The following is a 25,866-nucleotide window of genomic DNA, read 5'->3' on the forward strand; positions in this document are numbered from 1 at the left end:
GGATTGGGGTGGATTGTGGGGAGAGGTGGGACTATCAATGTCAGCAATACTCTTTACAACTATAGTCTTGATTCCTCTCTTCCCTCCAAAATTGATTTGGAAAACTCTACAATTCAAGCAAAAACTCTACTTAATCGAGAAAATGGAGAAATCTATCTCAAAGACAAGGCTCACATAGAAGCTACAACCTTTACTTCAGATACTAACTCAAAAGTTGTTTTTATTGGAAATGGAGATGGATTTGGAAGTATCACAGCCCAAAATCTTACTCTCAATGGAGATAAAATATATCAAGTACAGCTACTCAAAAACGCTTTAAAACTCAAATATCTCATAGCCACATCAACAAACCTACAAGGATTAAGTGATGGGGATATCAACCTTATAGATAATAATGGGATAATTAGTGATAGATATCAAGCCCAAATTGTTACTGAAGGTAATGATACCTATATCCAACTCACGCCCAAAGATGGCTATGTCCCCCCTACACTACCCACTCCACCCACGCCACCTACAACCACACCTAGCACACCACCCACCACATCGCCCTCTCCACAAAGCCCCACTACTACTCCCAACTATATTTCCAACACCCACTCTATCCAAACCGAACTCACCAAACAATACCTCATCCTCACCACCTCAACACTAGAGCAAACCACCCAAACAATCCTCTCACAAATCGAGCAAATCCAAGCCCTCAAATCTATCAGCACCTATGCCCTAAGCAATCTCTATAATCGCTCTATCCAAGCCCAAATCAAACAACCCAAACCCCTCCTAGCCTATAATCAGCCCACACTCTACCCAATGCCTTACACACAAGGAGATTATCTCCCACCCCCACTCATTGAGAGGGAGAAAAAGCTTAGTGTTTTTGCCAACCTCATTGGGGGAGTGTTTGGATATGACAGCCATCTTGGAGGCAACTATGGGATCAATGCAGGAGCGGATTATCTTTTGGGAGATAGCCTCTTTTTGGGTGGATATGGTGTGCTTTTGGGAAAAACATTGCAACAAGAGGGATTGCAAATGCAAGGCTTTCAGTTTGAGCTAGGAGGGTATGGGCGATATTTACTCTCAGATTGGGAGTTTGATACCACTCTCTCTTATGCTCTCCTTGCTCTAAGCACACAAAGAGCTTTCACACTCTACTCTCAAACTTTCTCACAAAATGCCTCATTCAATACACATTTTTTCAATCTTGAAGAGAGGGTGGGCTATCGCTTTGCTTTGAGTGATTTTGACACGCTCAAGCCTTTTGGAGGGGTGGCATTGCATATCTACTCTCAACCAAGCTATGAGGAGAGTGGGGATTTCTCATATACCCAAAATGCAATGTTTTATGGAGCTTTAGGGCTTCTTGCTGGGCTAGAGTATCGCAAAGTTTTTCAATCAAGCTCTATTTATCTTGGAGCTTCATTTCTCTATCAGCTCCCTATTTTTGGAGATATGACTTACTCATTGCAATACCTTGATTCATTGCTGTATTTCAAAAACTCTCAAGATTTTATCGCTCAAGTTCAAGGAGGGGTGGATTTTACCCTCACACCTCGCTCTTTCCTCTCGCTTGATCTCAACTATCGCCATAGCCTTAGCAACTACTTTGATGTGGATTTTATGCTAGGGTATCGCCACCTTTTTTAGATAGCAATCTCTTTGATATCCCCCACTTCCAAAAACATTTGATAGACTTGATAGACTAGGGCTTTGCGATTTTCTCTCAAAGCTTCATTCTCTACATTTACCATTACATTATCAAAGAAGCTCTCTAGTGGAGACTTAAGTGTGAAAAGGGCTTGAATGTATTCTAAAATACTCTCAAACTTTTGCTCCCTAATGGCTTTGGCACACTCTAGCAATTCCCTCTCTTCTTTTTGCTCTAGGAGTGAGGGGGAAACCTCTTTTGCTTCTTTGATATCTTTTGTGATATTTGCCACACGCTTAAAGGTAGAAACCAATGCTTCTTTGTCACTCCCCTCAAAAACTTGATTGAGTGCTAGGGCTTTTTGCACGATTTTATCTAGCTCTCTCTCTCCTCCAGCAATCACACTTCTCAAAATTGAAGCATTGATTTTGATTACCCCCTCAATCCTCTCTAGCAAAAACTCCCATACTTTTTTTACATCAAACTCTGCATAAGAGCAAAGCTTTGCCATATCTTCTAAAGATTTTAAACTCAAAGAGATATTTTGCTCACTCACAATCCTCACAATCCCATTCCCTGCTCTTCTAAGTGCGAAAGGATCTTTAGAGCCACTAGGGATTTTCCCTACACTAAAGAGGGCAAGAAGTGAATCAAGCCGATATGAGAGAGCCACGATTGAGCCAAACTTATCGCTTGGCAATTCCCCTCCCTCGCCTTTGGGGAGGTATTGCTCTCTAATTGCTCTTGCAATCTGCTCATCTCTAAGTGCCACGCCCCTCCTCATCTCCTCAAGTGCATAATACTCTCCCATCACCCCTTGAAGCTCGGGAAACTCTCCTACCATTTCAGAGAGAAGATCGGACTTTGAGATTTTTACAGCCTCTAGCAATCGCTCTAGGCATTTAGGATTGCACCCATTATCTTGGAAAAGATATTCAGCAATCTTGCCCTCTCTTCTGACTTTATCCTCAATACTTCCTAGCCCCTCTACAAAGGCAATCTTGCTCAAATCATAGCTTGAGAGAGGTTTGTTTAAGTCGTTGTGATAGAAAAACATCGCATCACTTAGTCTTGCTCTTAGCACTTTTTCATTTCCCTTAATGATTTGCTCCACACTCTGACTCATTGAGTTAATAACGACTACAAAGCCATTGTAGAGTTTGCCCTCTTTATGGATTGCAAAATAGCGTTGATTTTCTTTCATTGAAGTGATAATCACCTCTTGAGGGAGAGCCAAAAACTCCTCATCAAAGCTCCCTAGCACTGCCCTTGGATACTCAGTGATTGCCACCACTTCAGCCAAAAGCTCTCTATCAATCTCGATACTTACCTTATGCTTCTCTTCTAGCTCTTTGAAGTCTTTGAGGATTCTCTCTTCCCTTTTCTTAGGGCTTAAAATCACGCCATTATTTTGCAAAATCTCCAAATACTCCTCAATACTTGCAAACGCTCTAGGCTCAAACCCACAATCTCGATGCACAAAAGTTTGCAAACACGACTTCACTCCAAAAACCTCAAACTCAACCCCCTTGCCACCCAAAAGAAGGGCTACATTCCTAATAGGACGGATAAAACTCTCCCCCAAGCTCCCCCATCGCATACTTTTGCCAAAGCTAAGAGACTCTAGCCACTCTTTTATCATCTTAGGCAAAAGCTTGGAGCTTTCCACTCCTACCTCTTGCTTACAAAAATACAACACTTCTTTTCCATCTTTGCTTGCTACCCCTATCTCTCCCCCACCACATTTTTTCACAAAACCCTCCCCTGCTTTGCTAAGCCCTTTGGACTTATCCCCATCAATATAGGCAATCTCCACAGGAGGGCCAAAAAGCTCAATCGTTTTATCGGCTTGTTTGAGTGGAAAATCTCTACTGATAAGCACCACTCTTCTAGGGGTATAATCAAACTCAAAATGACAATCCAAACAATTTTCTTCTAGCTTCTCCCTCCATTTCTGTAAAATCTTTGGCTCTTCTTTGAGGAAAGGAATCGCAGGAAGCTCCTCACTTAAAATCTCTATCAATACTTCTGTTTTCAAGAATTATCCTTTTTTGTCGATATTTGCTTTTCTAATTTTATCTAAACAAAAGGGCTTAGATTGAGAAAATTTCTACTCTTACTTTGTGGATTGCTAATCTTAAATGCCAATGAGAATGATCCTTGTCAAAATATTGAGAAGTTTAGCAAAGATCAGCTTCAAACCATTCGCTATGCCTATCACTATGGCAAGAAAGATAATCTAGGCTACACAATGGCAGCCATTGCTTGGAAAGAATCTTGTGCAGGGCTGTATCGTATCAATTTTGAAGATCCAAGTGCAGGGATTTATCACGCTTATCTCCCCAATGTCATCAGACGCCACTATAAACAACGCAATACCCCTTTTAGACGCAATGTCGTGGCTGAAAAACTCATCAGAGAGCCTGAGTTTGCAAGTCAGATTGCACTTGAGGAGTTGCTGTATTGGAAAAAGATTCGCAAAGGGAATTGGAAAGAGATGATTAAATCTTACAACAAAGGCTTTAGCTGGGAGAAAAACAAGCTTCGCAACAAAATGGCAGAGAGCTATTATGAGGATATTTCCAAAAAGATTCAAATCTTGCAACAATATTTTGAGAAAAATCCCAAAATGTTTCACCCAATCACAGATTTCAAAAAGCCCAATCTACCCCAAAGCATAGAGCAAATCAAACTCCTCAAAGAAAAATAGAGCTAAAACTTATATCTCAATCCTACATTCCAGTTTGTCAAAATATCTTTTTTCTCAAACCCATACTTCACCCCTACTCCCCCACTCACTGCGATATTTTCTCCCACATTCCCCACTCCACCTAGCAAGAGCGACATACTTGTATCTACATTATAAGCAGGGGTGAGTTGCAGATTTTCAGCTCCATAGAATCCCACTTTTGCCCCTGCTCCGTCATTAAGAAGCCCTTTTTGCAAAATCGGCAAGAGATAGAGGTAGTTTTCCTCTCCAAAATACTTCCTCATCTCCACCCCTACATTTACACTTAGCTGATAAGTGCTCATCGCTTGGATTCCTAGTTCTGCTTCTCCATCACCCCTAGCACTTGAGTTGATAATCAAAGCAAAGTTTATCCCACCAAAGGGTCGGAAGTAATAAGGACTATCTTCATTTCCCACCTTGAAAACATAGCCATATCTTGCCTCAATATCAGTGGTGTAGAAGTTATACCCTAGCGTTTGCTTGAGTGCTTGAGCGACATAAGAGCTAGTCCCTCCCAAATCAATTTCTGTATGATTTAATCCAATATTTTGAGAGAGGATAATATCTACTTCACTATTCTCAAAGCTCATTCTTGTATAAAGCCCCAAACCAAAGTTGTGAGAGTTGTTGCGTGCATAGTTGAAGCTATAAGCCCCATAGCCATAACTTGCAAAAAATCCTAGCAAATAATTTCTTTGCTCTCCCAAAAGTGTGTCATACCCTGCACTAAAGCCATATAAACTAGAGTTGCCATTTACTTCTTGAGAGAAACTCATCGCTCCATCAAAGTTCGCCCAAAGCTCCCCATAATTCACCCCACTCTCCTCTTCTTCTAGGAGCAAACTATCATCACTACTTGCATATCTTGTCCCTGTGAGTGATTGGATAAGAGAGGAGAGGCGAGTTTTTGCCATAAAGGGGTTTTTGCCTCTCACCATTCGATTTTCCACATTGGAAGTCCTAAGCATCGCAATTAGCTCATAAATCTTATTACTTGCAAACATACTATCCTCTAAGCTACTCATCGCTCCATCAATATACTCAAGAGCTGTTTGCACGACTGCTGTATTGCCTGAAGAGATATATTCTGCCATTCCTACTTTGAAAGCATTGTTATCGCTTTGGAGGATTGACTCTAGGATTGAGGCATTATTGCCTGAATTGATAATACTTGTCATGCTCTCTTTAGCACTGCTATCTTGAATGCTCTCTATAAGTTGAGTTACATTAGTTTGAGAGACAGAGAGATTGAGGAGAAGCTTTTGAGCCTCGATACTCTGCCCTTTGGAATCTGTGCCTGATTGAAGATAGGGAGTAAGTGTGATAGAGGTTAGCCCTGAGGTATTTGTAGTAATATCATCTAATGTAATGCTTGTATAGTTTGCTACTCCTGTCTTTTTGGTTATCCCATCTTTTGTATCAATCAGTGTGATTTCCCCCTCACGCAATGCAAAGAGAGAATCATCATAGCTAGAGCTAGAGGCTGAAGAGGTATTGAGAGAAATCTGCACCAAAGTTCCACTTTTGCTCTCAAACTTCACAGATTGTGCGACAACTTGCCCAAACTTCCCTCCCCCCAAAGGAGAGCTAGAAGTAACATAAGGCACATTTGCACTCAAAGAAAGTTTGCTTCCCTCACTGATACTTAGTGAGGCTAGAGTGGTATTAGAGTTTTGGAGTGTCAAAACCCCACCATTTCCTACTGATACATTCCCTGCTGTGGTGCTTGAGCTTACACCTTTGAGCGTGAGTGTCCCACCACTTGCACTCACACTTGCTCCACCTAGATTCAATCCACTAGCTTGAAGAGTGGAATTCCCTGTCGCACTTACAGAGCTAGAGGAAGAAAGAGTGAGAGAGGAGAGGGTATTGCTACTTCCATAGTATCCCAAGCTCCCACTCTCTAAGATAATATCTGCTGTGGCACTTAGGGCTGAAGAATCTTGAGCGATAAGCTTTAGCTCCCCACCACTAGAGCTAATCGTGTAGTTTTCTTTATCGCTTTTAGCTGAGATTGTGAAGCTTTGAGCTGAGATAGAAGAAGAGCCATAAGAGGTGATATCATCTTTGAGGGTAATGTCGTTGTATGTGCTACCTGTTCCATTTTGATAGATGAAATTCCCCCCATTTCCTCCTTGAGAACTCTCACTTCCTAGCGTGATTGCTCCGAGTTGATCGCCTTTTGTAGATTCTTTGAGAGTGAAAGTGCCACTTGAGACATTGAGGGAGTAAAGCCCTGCATTCCCACTAGAATCATTTCCGACTTTGATTGTCTTGAGTGTGAGGGAGGAAGTGCCACTAGAGGTGATTGCCGAGCCTGAGTTGAGGGTGATTGAGGCGTCAGAGCTACTATTATTTTGGAATTTTAATGCCCCACTATCTAGGGTGATTGAAGCGATTGTGCCTGAAAGGGGGTCAGTGCTTGAAGGGGTTGTAGAATCTTTAAGAGTCAAATCCCCTGTTGTGCTTGTAGGATTGCCATTTTCATCTCTCAATACTCCTACAAAAATATTACTATCTGAAAACTCTAGCTGATTTTCTGTAACACTTGCTTTCCCCTCTGCATTGATATCGTGGAGTGTTACCTTTACTGCTCCTCCATTGGTTGCTTTAAACTTTGCTTCATTGCTTGAATCTCCCGACAAATAGAGTGTTCCCACCAAATCAAGAGTGCTATTTGTTCCATTAAGATTCAATTCTGTATTTTGCACTTTGACAAAAGGGGTGCTAGTGATTGCACCACTAGAATCTGTAAGATTGCTAAATGTAAAATCTTTGGCTTTGAGAGTTACTTTGTTTGTGCTTGTCCCTATGGCTGTAACCCCTCCCCCTCTAAACTCTAGACTTAATGTATTGTCTTCAAGCTTCTTGCTATTATTGAGGCTAATCTTTAATAGACTATCTGAAGCTTGAGTGTTTATTGTGTTGTTGAGTGTGATATTTCCCCCTACCACAAAGCTATCTGAAGCCGTTGTACTTGTGATTGTGAGTTGTCCTGCTGTGCTACCACTCCCCACACTAATATCTACACCAATTCCCTGCTCATTCTTATCCTCATCTCCATAGATAAGCTTTGTAGCTGAGATTGTAGAGCCTCCCAAAATCGTGATACTCCCCTCGCTTGAGGAGAGGTCAAGGCTGTTATCTGCCGTTGTTGAACAATTAAAATTACCTATCAAACACGAAGTAAGGGAAACTTTATTAAGTGTGAGATTGGTAGGGGTAACACTTACTCCTCCACTCCCTCCATAGAGCTTGAGCGTCGAGCTTGAACCATTTGAAAAAGTGGTGTTTGTAAATGTAAAAACTCCTGAATTTTCATTTGTGCCATTGATAACCCCTGTCCCATAGGCATAAAGCTCCAAAGTCGCACCACTGCTACTATTTGAGAGAGAGATATTTTGATTTTGAAAAACAAAATTTGAAGCTTCAAACTTTGTAGTCGCTCCTGTGATTGAAACATAGGCTTGAGTTTCATCTTTTGGAGTCCCATCTTCTATAAAATCTGTCATAAAAGACAAAGTAGAATACTGACTCCCCCCTGTAATGCTTTGTTTTGTGCTAATTGTCGTGCCTTCTGTGAGAAATAATCCCTTAGAATTTGAACTATCATATGATTCTGTCCCCACAATCGTTAAGTCTTGATTTGTATTGATTGTAAGCTTTTCAAGTGTAACTTTACCTTTAAGAGTGAAAAGTGGGGTATTGAGGTTGAGGATATTGTTTTCTAAATCATTGCTTCCTTGAATCTTGGTTTCACCTCCATTTTGCTTCCCTAAAGTGAAACCCTCTTTTGCACTGATATTGAGCGTTGTATTAACCTGACTTGTATTTTTTAACTCTATTGTTTGCTCCTCAATGGTTACACTAGTCCCACTCAAAGTCGCACTTGTGCCATTGGCAATATCAATCGTTCCTGTTGTGCCTTTTGTAATTGTCAAACTAGCAAGATTTCCCTCATTATCAATCGCCTCTAGGGTGGAGTTTGAGAGTGTCATATTGGTGTTTGTGATACTAGAGCCAATCGCTTGGAGGGTTAAGCCTGTGAGAGAAAACTCGTTTGTATTGATTGTTCCACCACTCACACCGATAGTCGGAGAACCACTAGAGCCTGTGAGGGCAAAGCTTGAGCCTGTTCCATTTCCAAGATTGACAGAATTTCCCACAAAGTCTAGTGTCCCATCACCTTGGAAATTGTGAGTGCCTTGAATCGTCAAAGCCCCTGTGGTGGAAATGGTATTTTGCCCTGTGAGGGTGATAGTGGAAGCATTTGTGCCAGTGATAGAAAGTGATGAGCCTAAAGACATTGTCGTATTTTCTAGCCCTAGAGTTCCTGAATCAAGTGTCATTGAATTGGTTGTGGTGCTTGTGAGAGCAATATTTTTGAAGCTTACATTACTAGCGTTGATTGTGTTAAATCCACTTAAAACAACTTTGCCTATCTCACTGCCTTGAGGGGGTGTGATTGTGCTTGGGCTTGGATTTCCTACATCTCCTACAATGCTTACAGGAGCATTTGAATCTCCTAGCGTGAGTGTGCCAGTATTATTTGTGTTTTTGAATGTGAGAGTAGAAGTAGCGACATTGATATTACCCCCACTATCTTTGCTGACTAGATTGCGTAAAGTGATATTTTGGCTTTTGAGTGTGAGAGTGTTGTTTGCTGTCTGAATCGTCGCTCCTCCCCCTAGCACGATGACAGAGCCTTGTTTTCCACTTCCTGCAATAACTTTGAGATCATTACTTGCACTTGATTCTATGCTTGAACCCTCTTTCATCATAATCGTGCCATTGTTTGTAAGGGTTTCTTTGACCACAAGTTTGGAGTCTTTCCCCTCTAGGACAATCCCTCCGTCATTGGTAACATTCTCAATAGTGGAAACATCAAAGGTTGAGTTTGAGGCGACATAGAGATTTGAAGCAACATTAACACTAGAAAAATTCTCTATTTTTAGATTGATATTTGAGCCAAGACTAACTTTGTTTCCTGATGAAGGTGTTTGTCCTATAATCAAATTCTGAATTTTTGGGTCTTCTGTTGAAAAAACAACTTTTGCTTGAGTTTGTCCATTTCCACTTGAAGCAATATTATTTTTTATTGTCAGTCCATTACTTAGAATAAGATTTTCTGCTTGTCTATTGGAATCTGAAAAGTTAAAAGTCAAATCACTACCGTTAACATTGAGATAGTTTGTCCCACCTGTCCATTCTGTTCCGTATGTTACTTGTTGAGGTATAGTGTTTTCACTATTTGGTTTGGTAACTTTGAGATTTCCTGTGGTGGTAGAAGTATAAAAATTTGCTATCAAATTTTTATTGATTGTAACACTATCATCAGCACACAACGCTTGAGAGAGAATCAAACTCAATACAATATAACTTTTTCTCACGCTCTGCTTCCTTAAAACTTATACTTCAAGCCAACGCTCCAGCTTGTCAGCACTTCAGATTTCTCTATCCCCACCTTTACCCCTAGACTACCATTGAGAGCGAGGTTTTCTGTGAGGTTACCCTCTCCTCCTCCATAGATTGCCACGCTTGTTTGGGATTGATAATCTAGGGTATATCTTAGGCTTGGACTATCTACAAACCCCACATCTACCTCACAAGAACTTCCATAAAGATCACGCTCCACTAAAGGCATCAAGAAAAAGTAAGTCCCCTCACTGATATATTTCCTCATCTCCATTCCTACACTCAAATCCATTTTGAACAAGCTCAATGCATTGATTCCCACACTTGCCACTGCCCCACTCTCTGCCCCCTCTTGGTAGGTGTAAGATAGATTTAGTCCTACAAGGGGTTTGAGGTAATAGGGGCTTTCCTCTTCGCCGACTTTAAATGTATAGCCATAGCGTGAGGTAAGTGTGGTCCGATAGAGATTATACTGCATTGCTCCATTGAGTAGGCTTGGCATCGTGGTATTTCCGACATTGATTTCTGAAGTGATGAGGGCGACATTTTGGGAGAGGGAGAGATCAATCTCATTGCTTCCAAAATACGCTCTTGAGTAAAGCCCTAGACTGACATTGTGAGAGGTGTTGTGCAAAAATGTGCCATCAAAGATACCATAAGAGTAAGCGACAAATCCCCCTAGCAAGGCTTGAGGGCTGATTGCGTGATCGTATCCTGCACTCACTCCATTGATAGTGCTATTGCTTCCATTTCCTGTGGCAAGTCCTCCATCATAACTCGCCCACAAAGAGCCATTGCCTGAGAGAGTTTGCTCTTCTTCGCTAAGCAACCCTTCATCGCTTGAGGCATAGCGAGTATTGTGATAGGTTCGGATAAACTTAGCTAACTCAGAGCTTATCTGATGAGGGTTATTGTGTCGTGCCAATCTCCCCTCAATCACAGAGGCTTGAGAGAGGGCGATTTGGGATTGGATACGATCATTGAGGTGCAAAGACTGCGATAAGCTTGTGAAAGTGTCATCAATGTAGTTGAGGGCATTACCCACAACCACGACATTGCCTTGAGCGATATTCTCTGCAAATCCGACTTTGAGGGGGTTGGTGGGGCTTGAGAGGATAGAGTCGATGATAGTTTGGTTGTCCCCTTGAGTAAGTAGGGTTTGCATTTGGGCTTTGGACGAGTTATCGCTGATAGACTCTGCAATCTCTGAAGCACTGCTTTGAGCCACAGAGAGAAGCACTTTTATGGCATTGACTTGGTTTTCTTTGGTGCTGTCAGGGACTAGCTCTGCAGAGAGGGAGAGGGATTTGTATCCTCCATTATCTAGGGAAATATCTTCAAGGGTGATGGGATTTTTACTTCCATTGTTTTTGGTGATTCCCCCTGAAGTTTGCACCACGACTTGTCCCCCCTCTTTGAGTGTGAAAAGCTCTTCTCCCTCTAGGGGTTTATCTAGCACTTTGATGAAAATGAGTGGGGAGTCTGTCCCACCATTTTGGGTGAAATTCACGCTTTGGGCTTGAAGCACCCCAAACTTCCCTCCTCCAAGTGGAGAAGATGAGGAAGTGTAGGGAGCATTGGCTGTGAGGGTGAGGGTGCTATCTAGTTTGATATCTGTTGTGGTGCTTCCATCGCTTGTTGTCGCTGTCAATCCCCCTGCATTGTTGATTGTAACTGCTCCTAGAGTAGAAGTCGCACTCAATCCCTGCAAAGTCAAAACCCCACCACTTGAGGTAATGGTGTTGTCTTTAAAATCCAAAGAGCTTCCTTTGATAAACGAATCTCCATTAGATTGAATAGAGGTAGGAGTGGCTTGAGTGGATTCTAAAAGATTTGTTTTCTCATAAAAATAGACAACTCCTGAATTTTGTCCGAAGTTTGAATAAGTATAATCTAATCCCCCATCATTAAGAGCAATTTTTCCACTTTTGATTGTCAAACTTCTATCACTTGCACTCCTAGCATTGAGCGATAAAGTCCCTCCATTGCTAGAGATAGACACATTTCCATCACTAAAATCAAAGCTCTCTGCACTAATGCTTGAATCCCCATTAGAAGTAATCTTGGTGGTTTTGAGAGAATTGAAATCCACATTGTCTTTTATCAATTCAAGATTTCCTCCTTGTGTCCCTGAACCCAAAGTTACGCTTCCGATTCCATCCCCTGCCGAAGTCGTTTCTTTGAGCGTGAGTGTGCCACTTCCTACATTGATAGAGTAAGTGCCACTGCCATTACTTCCTTTAATGCTTGAGGCTGTGATTGTAGAATCGCCATTAGAAGTAATACTGCCATCAACATTGAGTTGAAGTTCTTGACTTGTTCCATTTTTTACTTCAAGCATTGCGTCTTTTATATCAATACTTTTGACTCCACTTACTGCACTTGATGAGCTGATTGTCAAAGTATTGGCACTATTATCGATTGAGCGTATGGCAATACTTGAATCACTAAAAGTCGCATTCTCTATCTTTGTCTTCCCTGTGGCTATGACATTTCCTAGAGAGAGATTGCCACTGCCTTTGCTGATCGTTGCCTCTGCATTGGCTACCCCCTGCAATATTGTGAGGGCTTGCTTCAAATCAATATCTCCATTTTCAGTAGCACTCAAACTCAAAGTCCCATTGATCGAGCTGACAACTGAACCCTCTCCAAAAGTAAAGCTTTTGGCTTTGAGCGTTGTGGTGGTGTTTTCTCCTGCATTTCCTTTTGCCGTCAATCCCCCATTGATAATCAAATCCACTTCTTGCTTTGTCCCATTGTTTTCTTTGCTATCAAGTTTAATCTCAATTTGCGAAGTGCTAGAATCAGGCTTACTTGCCCCTGCACTTGAGTTATCAATCGTGAGCGTTCCCCCAAAGGTAAAGCTCTCTCCACTTGTGCCACTTGTAAGCGTGAGTTTGCCATCTCCCTGCTCTCCCCCAATAATGGTAATATCCATTCCGATTCCTTGAGTTGTGCCACCACCATAGAAAAACTCACCTGTATCAATCGTTACGCTTCCTTGAGTGGTAATATCATTCCCCTTTGTGGATAAATCAATGGCGTTTTTATTATCAATCTTTGTATTATCAATCTTATAGGTTGTAAGCGTAACATTATTGAGTGTCAAGCCATTTGCCAAAACCTTTGCTCTCTCTGCACTATAAAGGTTTAGACTTGCACCACTTCCATCACTGATTGTCGTATTTTCAAAAGCAAAGTTCCCCACCCCACTGCCTTGAGTGTTACTCAAAGCGACATTACCATAAGAGTAGAGATTGAGTTCAGAGGAAGCATTCATAAGCAAAAAAGACTGATTTTCAAACAATAAAGACGAGCCTTTAATATTGGTTTTTGCTTTTACTGAAAATGTGGGATTTTTTGGAGTTTGGCTAGAAGTAAGGCTTAGAGATTGATAATTTGTATCAATACCTGAAACAAAATCTACATTTTCTACAATCAGAGAGGAATCGTCAATTACAAAAACCATTCCCTCACTCAAATCACTATTGCTACTTTGTGTAGCAACCTTCAGATTTTTTAGCGTAACACTTCCACCAAAAGTTGTAGTTAAAGAGCGGAGTTGAAGAGTTTGGGAATTGCTTGATTCCCCGACAATAGAAACATCTCCATCTTTTTTGTCAGGAAAAGAAGTTGAATCCATCAGTGGAGTGTTTGTTTTTCCCAAAACAATCTCTCCCTCATCATCAATCGTAGCAAGAGTAAGAGTGGTATTACCTGAATTACTAAGAGTGATGTCTTGCCCATAGATTTGCACTCCACTTCCTTTGAATGTGGTTGTGCCATTGTTGATTTTAATTACACCTGTTGTAGCTAAATCTTCTACGCCATTCTCAATCACCAAGACATTATCTTTGTCTGAAGTGTTGATGGCTTGGAGTGTGCCACCACTAAAGGTAGAGGAGATATTATAAGCTGTTGCCTTATCTGAACCATTGATGACTTGGAGTGTCAAGCCTGTATTTTCTACACTTTGAAGTAAAAGCTTTGTTGAGGCTTGAAACCTTAGCTTAGGGGTATTTTCACTTGAATCTGTATTGAGTGTGAGTTTGGTAGAGTCGCCATTTCCTAGAGTAATCGTATTTCCTATGAAGTCCAATGTCCCACTTCCACTGAAGCTATGAGTCCCTTGGATATTGAGGGCATTTGTCCCTGAAGAAATACTATTGGAATCCCCTGTGATTGTAAAAGTTGAGCTACTACCCTCAGCACTCAAAGTCAAGCCTGAAGTGGCACTTGAAGTGATAAACCCTCCATTTAGCTCTAGTTTGGTGTTTTTAAGATTTTCCAATGTTGAGCCACCATCGATTCTTGCATTTTTGAGGATTAGGTCTTTGGTATTGAGCGTGGTTGTGGTGGAGAGGACGACATTTTTTGTGCTTGTGGAAGTGAGGATAGAGCTATCTCCTGTAATGCTTGTGTGCTTATCTGTCGTTGTCGCCTCTGCTAAACCTATCGCTGAACTTGTTCCTGTGCTTGTGCTTGTCCCATTCCCCCCTAGAGTGATAGTGGTAGCTTTTAGAGTAAGCGTTTTGCCTTTATCAATCGTAATATCTTGGCTATCAATTGTGAGAGAACCACCTGTATTAGTATCTCCTGTAAGTGCCATACCCTCTGCTTGAGTTGCGGTTGTTGAAGAAGCGTCAATCGTAACGCTATTTTTCACAAGGATTGTTCCAAACCCATTGTTAGCAGAAGTTATAGAATAACTTCCCCCATTTTTGAAAGTAATTCCACCTTTGAGAATCAGAGTTCCATTATTTTCAATTTTGGTTTTGACTTCCTTTGTAGTCGTTATCTCACAAGTTGCTCCTGAACTGATTGTCAAATCATCAATCGTGCTACTAGCTGAAGCAGTAGAAGGGCATACTTCAGCACACACCACTTGCGACACCAATGCTGACAATGCCAAAGAAATGCCAATCCTCATTCTCACTCCATAAAGTTTTCTTACAAAAGTTTAGATTATACCCTACTCTTGGATAACCTCGATTCTGCCACGCACAGAATTGATACAAAAAATCCTACTTGCCCTCTGTATATCCTCCACCCCTAATTCTACTTCTTCTATCTCTCCACACTCTAGCAACCTCTCTCGCTCTATCCCTCTAAGCAGTTGCCCCTCATAGCGTGGGGTGTAGAGTTTGCCCCCTATTTCTAGCACGATATTGCTCCGTGATCCCTCACTTAGCACCCCCCTCTCATCATAGAAAATCACATCAAAGACTTTAGAGTAGTCTATCTCCCAAGGGCGAAATGAGGTTTTGAAAGGAAGCAAATCGCTCTTTCCTCTCCTCTCTCTCAAAATGAAGCGATTAGAGGTGTGAGGAGTGAAAGGAGTGAGAGAGAGGGTATAGTCCCCATTTCTCTCTAAAACCACTCTAAGGATCTGCTTCCCCTCACACTTCAAGCCCTCTAGCTCACGCTCTAGAGCGTTAGGATAGAGAAACCCCAAAGCTTTGGCACTTTCTCTAAGGCGTTTGAGGTGGGCGTGGAGATAGAGGATATGAGAATCCTCACAAAGCATTGTTTCAAAGAGATTAAAGGGTGGAGAGATAAACCTCATCTTCACTCTCAACTCTTCATACTCACTCTCTGCCTTGCTATCCCATACGATTCCACTCCCTACGCCATAGCTTAGCCTTTGAGTGGTCTTATCTCTAAAAAAGGTGCGTATAGGGATAGAGAAAGTCGCACTCTCTTTATGCACCACGCCCAATGCTCCACAATACACGCCCCTCTCTCTGCTCTCTAAGTCTTGCAAGATTGTTAGCGTGCTTCTCTTGGGTGCTCCACTGATAGAGCCACAGGGAAAAAGGGCTTTGAAGATTTCAAAGAGAGTGAGGCTAGGTTTGAGCGTGGCAGTGATAGTAGAAGTCATCTGAAAGAGTGTGGGGAAAGTGTGGATTTGGAAGAGTTTGGGGACTTTGACACTGCCTTTTTGAGCGATTTTGCTTAAATCATTTCTGAGTAAATCCACTATCATCACATTTTCACTGCGATTTTTTATATCGTTTTGCAAAAACTCTTTTTTGGCTCTGTCCTCTCCCTCATCTCTCCCCCTCTCTATCGTGCCTTTCATCGGCTGAGTAAGAATCTCATTGCCCTTGAGAGTGAAAAAAAGTTCAGGAGAGAGGGAAATCACCTCGCCAAAGGGGGTATGAAGCAGGGCTTGATAAGGGGTGGATTGAGAAGTGAGGAGAGAGTAGAAAATCTCGCTTGAGCTTAAAGTGGAGCTACAAGAAAAAAGCGTGGTGAGATTGCCCTGATAGGTATTGCCCTCTCTTATCTGCTCTCTTAATCTCTCCACTTGCTCTAAATATTCCTCTCTCTTTATCCATTGAGGAAAAAGTGGGGAGAAAATATCTTGGCTTGGGCTTGGAGTATAGGGGAGTGCGTGAGAGAAAATCCCAAAATAGGCTAGAGGGAAGTTTGAGGTATAAGAGGGATTTTCAAAGGCCTTATAAGCCTCATAAGAGAGGAAGCCAAAGCAGTGATAATGCTCTTTGAGGGTTTCAATCTGAGAAAATAGCTCTTGGAGTTGGCTAAGGTTGTAGGCAAAAAGCTCTTGGATTTTGCCTTCAAAAGCGTGAGTGCCAAAGAGGTTATTTGGCTTCATATTTTTCTAGCAAAAAATGGGGCTGATAAGAGAGCTTAGCTTTCCTTAACCCCTCAATCCCCAAATCCTCTTCACGATTTACCCAAAGATAGGAGCTAAAGGCATTTTCTAAAAATTGCTGATTGATAGCTTGATAAATCCCTTGAATAGAGGTGTTGGCTTTTTCGATATGCATTACTACACTTTCCTCATCGACTGCTTCCCCTAGTGCAAACGCCACGATTTCGCCCTCGATTCGGATAAGTCCTCCGATGAGTGAGAGGGAAGTGAGGTTTTGAAGTGAGGAGAAAATCCCCATTTTTTCACTCTCTAGGGCTTCATCTTTGTTTGGGTTGTCCTCATACCATCTCTCATACACGCTTTGCACCTCTTGGGCGTTGCTTGGGGTAATGGATTCAAAGACAAAGTTAGGGTAGGTTTGCAAAAATTTGTTGAGATGATTTTTTTTCTTATGATACTTTCGCCCACTTAGAGCAATGAGTTCAGGGATAGAATAAACATAGTCAAATCGATCACGATTGGGAGCGATAGAAAAACGCTTAGGGAAAAACTCTTCTAGCTCTTGAGCTTGGCTTTGGCTAAGAGATTTGAAAGTGGCATTGGGATAAGAGGTAAGCAAGGCTTCCAATACTGCTTTTCTCTCTTCCCCCTCTCTCTCCCCTAAGCTAAAGGGGTAGAAAAAGTAGGGAGTGGAGTTGGGATAGCAGGTTTTGAGGATTAAAAACTCATCAATCAAACAATAGCTAATCTCTCTAGCAAAACGCCAGATGAAGAGATTGCTGAAGTTAAAGTCTGAGAGTGGGTGGAGGTGAGTGGGCTTGAGATAGGAATCAAGCAAGTTTTTATCTTCTAAAGTGATAGGGGTAAAAGTCATAAGTTTTCCTCTTGTAAATCTTTGGTAAGGGTAAAAATGCTTTGATAAATATGAGCGATTTGATGAGGGGAGAGGGAGCTAATGCTTTGCAAACGCTTAAGGATCTCTTCCTCTCTTTGAGGGCTATATACTTCGATATTGAGCTTGTTTTTTAGCTCTCCGATTTGCTTAGCGATTTTTAGTCTTTCTTGCAAAAGGGTGATAATCTCATCATCGATTCTATCTATCTGCTCTCTTAGCTCTTGCAAACTCATAAAAGCTCCAATTCATTTGCCCATAAAGACTCTAAGCTCTCTCTAGCTTTGATAAGCTTAGGATTTCCCTCTATCAGTGCTACTTCAGCAGGACGAGTCCTTGTATTGTAATTGCTTGACATACTATAACCATACGCTCCTGCATTCTCAAACACGACTAAATCCCCACTCTCAGAGCTTGGCATCAAAACATTTTTGGCTAGAAAATCTCCACTCTCACAAATCGCCCCTACAATATCGCAAGGAGTTTTTGGCTCATTTTCTTTGCCTAAGATATAGGAGTGGTGTTTGGCTTGATAGAGGGTGGGACGCATTAAATCATTCATCGCTCCATCAACGATGATAAAGCGTTTGTGAGAATTGCTTTTCTCTCCAATCACTTTTGTGAGAAATACCCCACAATCCCCCACAATCCTTCTCCCTGCTTCACAAATGATTGTAGGCTCACAATCTTTGAGCGTTGAGAGAATCCCTTGAGCATAATCATAGAGAGGAATAATCTCTTCTCCCTCATAAGCTATCCCAAGCCCTCCCCCAATGTCAAAAAACTTCACTTCTAATCCTAGAGCTAGAAGAGATTTGTAAAAATCAGCCACTTTTTGAGAGGCTTCCAAAATCGGGGAAAGCTCACAAAGTTGAGAGCCGATATGGAAATGCACTCCCACTGCTTCAAGGAAGCTAGAGGTTTTGGCATAGATATACATCTCTTTTGCCACTTCAATCTCTACACCAAATTTGTTTTCATAAAGTCCTGTGGAGATATAGGGGTGAGTTTTGGCATCGATATTGGGATTGACACGCACAGAGATTCTTGCCCTCTTCCCTAGCTCTTTGGCGATTTTCTCTACTCTCTTCATCTCCTCAAAGCTCTCTAGGTTGAGAAACAAAATATCCTCTCTCAAAGCCTCGTATATCTCATCATCTCTTTTGCCTACTCCACTAAAGATGATTTTGTATTTGGGAATCCCTGCTAGAAGTGCTTTTTTGACTTCTCCGATAGATACACAATCTGCCCCTGCACCAAGTGAAGCTAGAAAAGATAGGAGTGAGAGGTTTGAGTTGGCTTTGAGGGCATAGCAAATGAGTGATTTTCTCCCTGCAAACGCATCTTTAAAGCCCAAAAAATTCTCTTTGAGCTTATCAAAATCATAGACATAAAGAGGGGTTTGATAGCGTTGAGCTAGAGAGTGAAAATCCATTGCTTTCCTTAGGTGGGTGAAATAAAAAAGTGATTTTACTCAAAATGTGAATGAGATTTTTAAATATTGAAATGCAATGGGTGTGTTTTGTATCTAATAATGTATAGGCAAAGTTTAGAATTTGGTTGCGGGAGGCGGATTTGAACCACCGACCTTTGGGTTATGAGCCCAACGAGCTACCGGACTGCTCTATCCCGCGATATAAAAATTGGGTGAAGTTTTTAAAGAAGTTTGGCTGGGGTAAAAGGATTCGAACCTCTGAATGGCTGGACCAAAACCAGCTGCCTTACCGCTTGGCGATACCCCAATGAATTAAAAAGCGTGATTATAGAGATTTTTTGTTTAATTGTCAAGAGAAAATCAAAAATTTGGCGAGAAGGTGAGAGAATCGAACTCCCCAGCAACTAGACACCTAGCCACTCAATGGGTTTGAAGCCCAAGGCGAACACCAGAATCGCTTACCCTCCAAAACAAAAAATGAGATAAAATTATATATCAAAATTTATTTTATTGGAGAATTCCGTGAAAGAATTATTACAAACCCTACCTAAAGTCGATGATTTACTCAAAGACTCTAAGTTTGCTTCACTCAAAAGCAAAATCTTAAAACCTCTCATTCAAGAGGTTTTACAATCCTTAAGAGATCAAATCCTCTCTCGCTCCCTCACTCACCTCTCACTTGAAGAGATAAAAAATCAAATCCTCTCTTTGTATGCCAAACGCACTCAAAGCACGATTTTGCCACTTGTAAATGCCACAGGCGTGGTGCTTCAAACCAATCTAGGCAGAAGCTTGTTTTCTAAAGAGATTTTAGATGAAGTCTTTCCACTTCTTTTGCATTACAACAACCTAGAATACAATATAAAAGAGGGCAAAAGAGGAGAGAGATATACTCACATCAAACATTTGCTTTGCACCCTTTTGGGCTGTGAAGATGCAATCGTTGTCAATAACAATGCAAGTGCTGTGCTTTTGGTGCTTAGCACATTTGGGAAAGATAAAGAAGTCATCATCTCAAGAGGAGAGTTAGTAGAAATCGGAGGGGCGTTTAGAATCCCTGAAGTGATGAAGCTCTCAGGAAGCAAACTTGTAGAAGTTGGCACGACAAACAAAACCCACTTGCAAGACTATGAGGAAGCTATCAGTGAGGAAACCTCAATGATAATGAAAGCTCATCAAAGCAATTTTAAGCAAATCGGATTTACTTCAAGTGTGGAGTTTTCTGCCCTAAGCACCCTTGCTAAGAAAAAGGGGGTGATTGATTACTATGATTTGGGAAGTGGATATATGCAAGGACTTTGCACCAAAGAAGAGCCAAGCATTTTAGATCTTTGCAAAGATAATCCCTCACTTCTAAGCTTTAGTGGGGATAAGCTCTTTGGTGGCCCACAAGCGGGGGTGATTGTAGGAAGAGCAGATTTGATAGCAAAGCTTAAAAAAAATCATTTGCTTAGAGCATTGAGAGTAGATAAATTCACTACCCTTGCCCTAGAGGCTACTCTAAGGGCTTATCTCAATGAAGAGCTAGAGAAAATCCCCACCCTCTCTATGCTAAACCTCTCGCTAGAGGTTTTAGAGAGCAAAGCCAAAGCTCTGCACTCTCTCCTCTCCCCTCTTCCCTCTCTAAGCTCTCAAATCATTGAGCTTAACTCTTTGGCAGGGGGAGGGAGTCTGCCTCAAACTCCTTTTGCTTCTTATGGAATCGCCCTCACTCACCCCACACTCAAGGCTTCAGAGCTAGAGAGAGGGCTTAGAGAGAGGGCAATCATCTGTCGAATCGCCCAAGAGAGAGTATGCCTAGATGTGCGATGTATCCAAGAGAGTGAATACCCTCAAATCTACAATGCACTCCAAGAAATCATAGGAGAGAGCAATGCAAAATAATGATATTTTGGTAGGACTTGCAGGACATATCGATCACGGAAAGACTTCATTTATCAAAGCTCTCAATGGATTTGATGGCGATGAGAGAGAAGAAGAGAAAGAGAGGGGAATCACCCTTGATATTAGCTTTTCAAACCTCAAACTCCCTAGAAGAAATGTCGCATTTATCGATGTGCCAGGACACGAGAAGCTTATCAAAAATATGATAGCAGGGGCTTTTGGGGTAGATGTGATGTGCTTGATTGTGGCAAGTGATGATGGGCTAATGCCCCAAAGTATCGAGCATATCCAAATCGCCAATTTTTTGGGAATCAAAAAATGCTTTTGTGTGATTAGCAAAACCGATAAAAGCACCAAAGAGAGGGTGGAGGAAGTAAAAAAAGAAGTGCAAGAATTTTTCTCCCCCCTCGCTCTTAAGCTTGAAGAGATTTTTCCCTTCAGCACCCTCACTCAAGAAGAGGATAAAAAGGCGATTTTGCACTACCTTGAAGCAATGCAAAAACCCCAAAAAGAAGATATAGGGTTTTTTAGATACTACATTGATAGAGCATTTTCTATCAGTGGGGCAGGATGTGTCGTCAGTGGTAGCTCTTTGAGTGGGGAAGTCAAAAAGGGGGATAAGCTTTTTGTATATGATTTAGGAAGAGAAGTGAGTGTAAGGGGGATAAAAATCCACTCTGATTTCTCTTCCTATGCCCTCCCCTCTCATCGTGTGGCACTCAATCTTGTAGGAGTGAGTAGTAATGAGCTTAAGCGTGGTTTTCTCATCTCCAAAAAGGGCTATTTAAGAGGGTTTGATAGTCTTGATGTCTTGCTCTTTGGCTACTCTTCACTCCCCAAATATGCCACTTTGCATATCGGAGCTAAAAAAGTCAATGTCAAAATCACTCCCTTGCATTCCCTCTCCTCGACTCAGTGCTTTGCAAATCTGCAATGTGAGGAGAAAATCTATTCTATCTTTGAAGAGCCTTTTATCCTAAGAAGCGATAATCTCACACTCTGTGGGGGTAGAATCCTAGCCCCAATCACTGATCCAATCAAAAAGATTCAAAAAATAGACTTGCTTTTTGCTCTCCTAAAAAAAGATTTCACTCAAGCCTTCTCACTCCTTACTCTAGCTCACCCCAGAGGGTTTGGAATCATCTCTAGCACTCAGCGATTTGCCCTCTCTCACGCCCAAGCCATTGAGATTGCTAGAGGATTAAAAGAAGTGTTTTTTGATGAGAAAAATCTAGTGCTTTACCCTCATAAAACCACACTCAAACTCCAAGAGAATATCCTAAGCACTTTTGAGAAAAACCCCAATGCCCTGCTCTCTGCCTCAAGTTTGAAGCTCAAAAACATATGGGCAAGTGAGCCATATCTTCAAAGTATCTTGGACTCTTTGCTCTCTAGTGGGAAGATTGAGCTAAAAAATGGACTTTATACAAGCAAAGAGAGTAAAGTCAAAAGTCATAGTGATTTTTTGGTGGATAAGATTTATAATATTTTACTCTCTAGCAACTACTCTCCTGACGCCCCTTACAATATCTATGAATCCCTAGATATTGATAGAAAGAGTGGAGATGACGCACTCAAAAAGCTCTGCTCTTCTTCTAAAGTAGTGCGATTAGAGCATAATCTTTTCATTACTTCAAAGGCTTTAAATGAGATTTTGGCTTTGATGAGGGGTGTGATGGATAAAAAAGGATATATCGATGTAGGGGCTTTAAAAGAGGTTTTACCCCTCTCAAGAAAATATCTCATTGCATATTTAGATTATTTAGATAGTTTTAAGGATATTGCCAAAGAGGGAAATAAACGATTCTATAAGCATACAAGGAGATAAAATGAAGCTTGATATTTTGCAAAACCCACCCATTAGCCTAGAGGATAACGCCTTTTTATTCTCTTCAAACACTCAAAATATCCCCCCAATTTCTCAAGCCATTTTCAAACGCAATCAAAAAGAGATTGAGAGGTTGAGTGGGTATTTTGGGGGAGAGAGTGGAGGGAATTTCTCGTTTTTGAGTGGAGCGTTTTTAGAACTCTTTTTCTCTCTTCACACCTGTGGGCATAAAATTGCCTTAGCACTTAGCAATCATCAGCAATGCTATGAGGCTTATAAACTTATCAAAAATTTTATCCCCATCACTCCAATTTTGCCTAGTGTAGAAAGTGGTGTGATTGAGAGTTTAGAGGGATTTAGAGATTGTGATGTGTTTATTATCCCCTTAGTCAATCAAGATTTACTCACTCTCAATGATATAAACAAACTTATCCAAGAGAGAGAAGATGCGATTTTTATCGTTGATGTTAGCTATGGAGTGAGGTTTGCCTACCCTCTCACACTTAGCCCTAGAATGATATTTTTGCTTGAGGGAGAGAGTTTGGGGTTTTTGAGAGGGAATGGCGTATTTCTCTGCCATAGAGAATATCTCCCCTACTTTCCACGCACTCGCTATATTGATGGGTTTTATAAAAAAATGCTTGAAAAGATTGAGAGCTATAAACCCCTAGAGGATAGAAAAGAAGAGTTTTTCTCACTTTTGCAAGATGAAAATATCTCTTTGTTTGCCCCACTCGCTCACTCACTTTGCAATACTTTGGCATTGCGATTTAGTGGAATCAAAGCTAGAAATTTATTGCAAAGTTTGCAGATTGAGGGGATTGAGGCAATCAATGGGCAAGAATGCCTTTTTGGATTTTCCTCTCCCTCTTTTCTTTTGCAAGAGATGGGATATACTGAACTCACCTCTCGTGAGCTACTCAGTATCAGCTTTGAGGAGTTTGATCCAAACACTCCTAGCATTCTCAAACGCCACTACTACCAACTCAAAAATTTGGAGATATAAAATGATTTCACTTAAAAACGCTTATGAGATTTTGCTCTCTCAAAAACACACTAATCCTATTGAAGAAATTGATATTTTTCACTCTTTGGGAAAGATTTTGGCTGAAGATATTATCGCTACTCGCAACCTCCCTGCTTTTAGCAACTCAGCAATGGATGGATATGTGGTGAGTGAGATTGCAGGGAGCTATAAAATCACACATACTATCCTAGCAGGAGATACTCCTCCTCACACTATCCCTCAAGGGGAGTGCTACAAGATTATGACAGGGGCGAAGACTCCTAGCAATGCTCTAAGTGTAATTCCTTTTGAAAATGCACGCCAAGAGGGAGAAGTGATGATTCCTAGCCAAGAGATTAAACCTCAAGCCAATATCAAGCTAGAGGGGGAAGAGTGCAAAAAGGGAGAGGTTTTGCTAAGAAAAGGAGAGAAGCTCACCTATCGCACCCTCTCTCTTGTCGCTTCTGAAGGGATTGGATCACTCAAGGTTTTCACTCCACTCAAGATTGCAATTTATTCAAGTGGAAATGAAGTGGTGGAGCTTGGAAGTAAGGCAAGTGAGGAGCAGATTTATAATATCAATGGGATTGCATATCACTCACTTCTAAGCTCTTATGGGTTTGAGGCAAATTATAAGGGGATTTTGAGCGATGAGCTAGAGGGGATTAGAGAAGAGGTGAGGAAGTTTAGAGATTATGATGTGATTTTCACAAGTGGGGGGGCAAGTGTGGGGGAAGCTGATTTTTTTGAGAGAGCTTTGAGGGAAGAGGGAGCAGAGATTTTGTTTCACGGAATCAATCTCAAACCTGGACGACCTATGCTTGTAGGAAAAATGGGGGAAACTTTTATCTTCTCCCTCCCTGGTAATCCCCTCAGTGGTATGCTCAATCTCATCACTCTTGCCCTCCCCTCTCTCTTTGCCCTCAGTGGTGCAACCTCCACCCTACCCTGCTCTATCAAAGCCAAAAACAAAAGGGCTTTTTCTCTCAAAAGTGGGAGAAGCAATATGATTTTGGGGAGCTTTGATGGAGAGTTTTTTGAGGCTTATAGGGGTGGTAAGTATGGTTCAGGCTCAATCTTGCCAATCAAAGAAAGCAATAGTATTGCACTTTTTGATGAGAGGGTGGAAGGTGTCAATGAGGGGGAGCAAATCAAGATTTTGCCCCTACCTTTTGAGCTAAAAAATGGGGAAAAACTGCTTGATTGGGTCAATTTTGTGGAGTAGTTTTTCTAAATAAAGAGTAAAATACGCCAAAAATTCTAAGGAGGAAACAATGAAAAAATTCAAAATTGCATTAGCTCTTGCAACAGCTCTTACTTCAGTTCAAGCCCTTGAGTTTGGGACAATGGGAAGCCAAGCCTTTGGTATGGGGGGCGTTGGAGTTGCAATCAAACATTCTCCTTGGGGACTTTACTACAACCCCTCACTTATCGCTGCTGATGATGGGTTTAAAGTAGGATTGCATTTAGGGATTCAATCAAAAAGCCACAATTTCTTTCAGCTCTTCAATCGTAATTTCAAAAACCTAAACTATGATGATATTGCTGAGATGACAAATCTTTTGCAAGATAGTCGCCTCAACCTCACAAGCCAAGATGGTGTCGTGCTTCAACTACCTGACTTTGGAATCGGTGCTTTGGCATTGGGAGGATTTATGAATATCTCTGCAAGTGGTGTGGCTAAGGCAAAATTACCAAATCTCACAAATGGTATAACCAATGTGGATAACATTGATTTGGAAACAAACTACTCTGTCCTTACGCTCCTTGAAGTGCCACTTGGATATGCGTTTGAGTTTGAAACAGTTGCAGGAGATATTAGTATCGGAACGGCTGTGAAGTATATGAACCTCTCAGGCACTTCAGGAAACTTCCAAATCGGCAACAATACAAGTCTTGGCAATACTTTCAAAGATATGCTAAAGATTGATTTGGGCAAGAGTGTTTCTAATGTGGGCGTTGATTTGGGTATCACTTATGAGCCACTTGATTGGCTTGCTATTGGTTTGGTAGGAAAATACCTCAATGCCCCAAGCTTTGAGCTAGGAAATACAACTTATACTATCAATCCTCAAGCAAGAGCAGGAGTAGCACTTAACTTCGATTTCTTCTCTTTGGGACTTGATGCAGATTTGACAGCCAATAAAGGACTAAGCTCTGATATCAAAACTCAAATGATTGGTGTGGGAACTGCTTTGGATTTCTCACTCTTTGCACTTAGAGCAGGTCTTGCAACAGATTTGCAACACACTGAAGATCTTATCTTCTCTCTAGGACTTGGAATCACATTCCTTGATGTGGGTATCCAATTTGGTAAGAAAACAAACCCACTCAATGGTATGCCAATGCCTGATTATCTTGCTCTCCAAGTGGGTGCAGGATTCTCATTCTAATCCCCTCCCTCC

At 41.4% G+C, this 25,866-nt stretch carries 14 protein-coding genes and 3 tRNA genes; 7 read left to right on the plus strand and 10 right to left on the minus strand.

The genetic code is table 11. From position 1 onward, the window contains the following. A partial coding sequence (locus tag CQA58_RS04725; RefSeq protein WP_147288605.1) for an autotransporter outer membrane beta-barrel domain-containing protein occupies window positions 1–1,650 on the plus strand: 1,650 nt, incomplete at its 5' end. On the opposite strand, the gene glyS is transcribed toward CQA58_RS04725, so the two are convergent. After that, window positions 1,647–3,689 (minus strand): glycine--tRNA ligase subunit beta, encoded by a 2,043-nt coding sequence (gene glyS, locus CQA58_RS04730; RefSeq protein ID WP_115569578.1) that lies wholly within the window; start codon window positions 3,687–3,689, stop codon window positions 1,647–1,649. The genes CQA58_RS04725 and glyS overlap by 4 nt on opposite strands. Before the next feature lie 60 nt (window positions 3,690–3,749). Here glyS and CQA58_RS04735 point away from each other — a divergent pair, with 60 nt between their 5' ends. Then, the gene (locus tag CQA58_RS04735) at window positions 3,750–4,361 is read left to right on the plus strand and encodes a hypothetical protein (protein ID WP_115569579.1); all 612 of its coding nucleotides are present in this window, start codon (window positions 3,750–3,752) and stop codon (window positions 4,359–4,361) included. A gap of 2 nt (window positions 4,362–4,363) precedes the next feature. Here CQA58_RS04735 and CQA58_RS04740 read toward each other — a convergent pair whose 3' ends face one another. From CQA58_RS04740 to CQA58_RS08245, 9 genes are all read right to left on the minus strand, one after another. Next, entirely contained in the window at window positions 4,364–9,772 is a 5,409-nt protein-coding gene (locus CQA58_RS04740; RefSeq protein WP_115569580.1) for a hypothetical protein, read from the minus strand. Window positions 9,773–9,783: 11 nt separating this feature from the next. Next, window positions 9,784–14,727: a beta strand repeat-containing protein gene (locus CQA58_RS04745; protein ID WP_115569581.1), complete on the minus strand. Its 4,944-nt coding sequence runs from the start codon at window positions 14,725–14,727 to the stop codon at window positions 9,784–9,786. A 42-nt stretch (window positions 14,728–14,769) separates the two neighbouring features. Further along, window positions 14,770–16,416 (minus strand): chorismate-binding protein, encoded by a 1,647-nt coding sequence (locus tag CQA58_RS04750; RefSeq protein WP_115569582.1) that lies wholly within the window; start codon window positions 16,414–16,416, stop codon window positions 14,770–14,772. Beyond that, complete coding sequence (locus CQA58_RS04755) at window positions 16,403–17,290, minus strand: DUF2156 domain-containing protein (RefSeq protein WP_115569583.1); 888 nt, start codon at window positions 17,288–17,290, stop codon at window positions 16,403–16,405. The genes CQA58_RS04750 and CQA58_RS04755 overlap by 14 nt, the downstream gene beginning before the upstream one ends. Then, a complete protein-coding gene (locus tag CQA58_RS04760) occupies window positions 17,287–17,544 on the minus strand; it encodes a chorismate mutase (protein WP_115569584.1) in 258 nt (85 codons plus the stop codon). Before CQA58_RS04760 ends, CQA58_RS04755 begins: the two co-directional genes overlap by 4 nt. After that, complete coding sequence (gene lysA / locus CQA58_RS04765; RefSeq protein WP_115569585.1) at window positions 17,541–18,743, minus strand: diaminopimelate decarboxylase; 1,203 nt, start codon at window positions 18,741–18,743, stop codon at window positions 17,541–17,543. The genes CQA58_RS04760 and lysA overlap by 4 nt, the downstream gene beginning before the upstream one ends. Window positions 18,744–18,865: 122 nt before the next feature. Beyond that, window positions 18,866–18,942: transfer RNA gene (locus CQA58_RS04770), tRNA-Met, on the minus strand. Between the two features lie 33 nt (window positions 18,943–18,975). Beyond that, window positions 18,976–19,050: transfer RNA gene (locus CQA58_RS04775), tRNA-Gln, on the minus strand. A 62-nt stretch (window positions 19,051–19,112) separates the two neighbouring features. Then, window positions 19,113–19,210, minus strand: a tRNA-Sec gene (locus CQA58_RS08245). Between the two features lie 55 nt (window positions 19,211–19,265). Here CQA58_RS08245 and selA point away from each other — a divergent pair. From selA to traF, 5 genes are read left to right on the plus strand one after another with little or no spacing between them, the layout of a single operon-like run. Beyond that, window positions 19,266–20,627: an L-seryl-tRNA(Sec) selenium transferase gene (selA, locus tag CQA58_RS04780; RefSeq protein WP_115569586.1), complete on the plus strand. Its 1,362-nt coding sequence runs from the start codon at window positions 19,266–19,268 to the stop codon at window positions 20,625–20,627. Continuing rightward, on the plus strand, window positions 20,617–22,455 hold the full coding sequence (selB, locus tag CQA58_RS04785; RefSeq protein WP_115569587.1) for a selenocysteine-specific translation elongation factor: 1,839 nt from the start codon (window positions 20,617–20,619) through the stop codon (window positions 22,453–22,455). The genes selA and selB overlap by 11 nt, the downstream gene beginning before the upstream one ends. A 1-nt stretch (window position 22,456) precedes the next feature. Beyond that, window positions 22,457–23,461 carry a hypothetical protein gene (locus tag CQA58_RS08250; RefSeq protein WP_170126747.1) on the plus strand — a complete coding sequence of 335 codons (1,005 nt, stop codon included), beginning with the start codon at window positions 22,457–22,459 and terminating at the stop codon, window positions 23,459–23,461. A gap of 1 nt (window position 23,462) precedes the next feature. Then, the gene (locus CQA58_RS04790; RefSeq protein WP_170126748.1) at window positions 23,463–24,686 is read left to right on the plus strand and encodes a molybdopterin molybdotransferase MoeA; all 1,224 of its coding nucleotides are present in this window, start codon (window positions 23,463–23,465) and stop codon (window positions 24,684–24,686) included. 49 nt (window positions 24,687–24,735) lie between these two features. Next, window positions 24,736–25,854 carry a conjugal transfer protein TraF gene (gene traF, locus CQA58_RS04795; RefSeq protein WP_115569589.1) on the plus strand — a complete coding sequence of 373 codons (1,119 nt, stop codon included), beginning with the start codon at window positions 24,736–24,738 and terminating at the stop codon, window positions 25,852–25,854. Window positions 25,855–25,866: the final 12 nt, after the last annotated feature.

It is taken from the genome of Helicobacter brantae, assembly GCF_003364205.1.
GTDB classification, from domain to species: Bacteria; Campylobacterota; Campylobacteria; order Campylobacterales; family Helicobacteraceae; genus Helicobacter_G; species Helicobacter_G brantae.

Excerpts from the sequence above, each read along its gene's own strand:
- CQA58_RS04745 (WP_115569581.1), bottom strand. The coding sequence starts at position 14,727 with ATGAGGATTGGCATTTCTTTGGCATTGTCAGCATTGGTGTCGCAAGTG.
- CQA58_RS04750 (WP_115569582.1), bottom strand. The coding sequence starts at position 16,416 with ATGAAGCCAAATAACCTCTTTGGCACTCACGCTTTTGAAGGCAAAATC.
- CQA58_RS04755 (WP_115569583.1), bottom strand. The coding sequence starts at position 17,290 with ATGACTTTTACCCCTATCACTTTAGAAGATAAAAACTTGCTTGATTCC.
- CQA58_RS04760 (WP_115569584.1), bottom strand. The coding sequence starts at position 17,544 with ATGAGTTTGCAAGAGCTAAGAGAGCAGATAGATAGAATCGATGATGAG.
- lysA (WP_115569585.1), bottom strand. The coding sequence starts at position 18,743 with ATGGATTTTCACTCTCTAGCTCAACGCTATCAAACCCCTCTTTATGTC.
- selB (WP_115569587.1), top strand. The coding sequence starts at position 20,617 with ATGCAAAATAATGATATTTTGGTAGGACTTGCAGGACATATCGATCAC.
- CQA58_RS08250 (WP_170126747.1), top strand. The coding sequence starts at position 22,457 with ATGAAGCTTGATATTTTGCAAAACCCACCCATTAGCCTAGAGGATAAC.
- CQA58_RS04790 (WP_170126748.1), top strand. The coding sequence starts at position 23,463 with ATGATTTCACTTAAAAACGCTTATGAGATTTTGCTCTCTCAAAAACAC.
- traF (WP_115569589.1), top strand. The coding sequence starts at position 24,736 with ATGAAAAAATTCAAAATTGCATTAGCTCTTGCAACAGCTCTTACTTCA.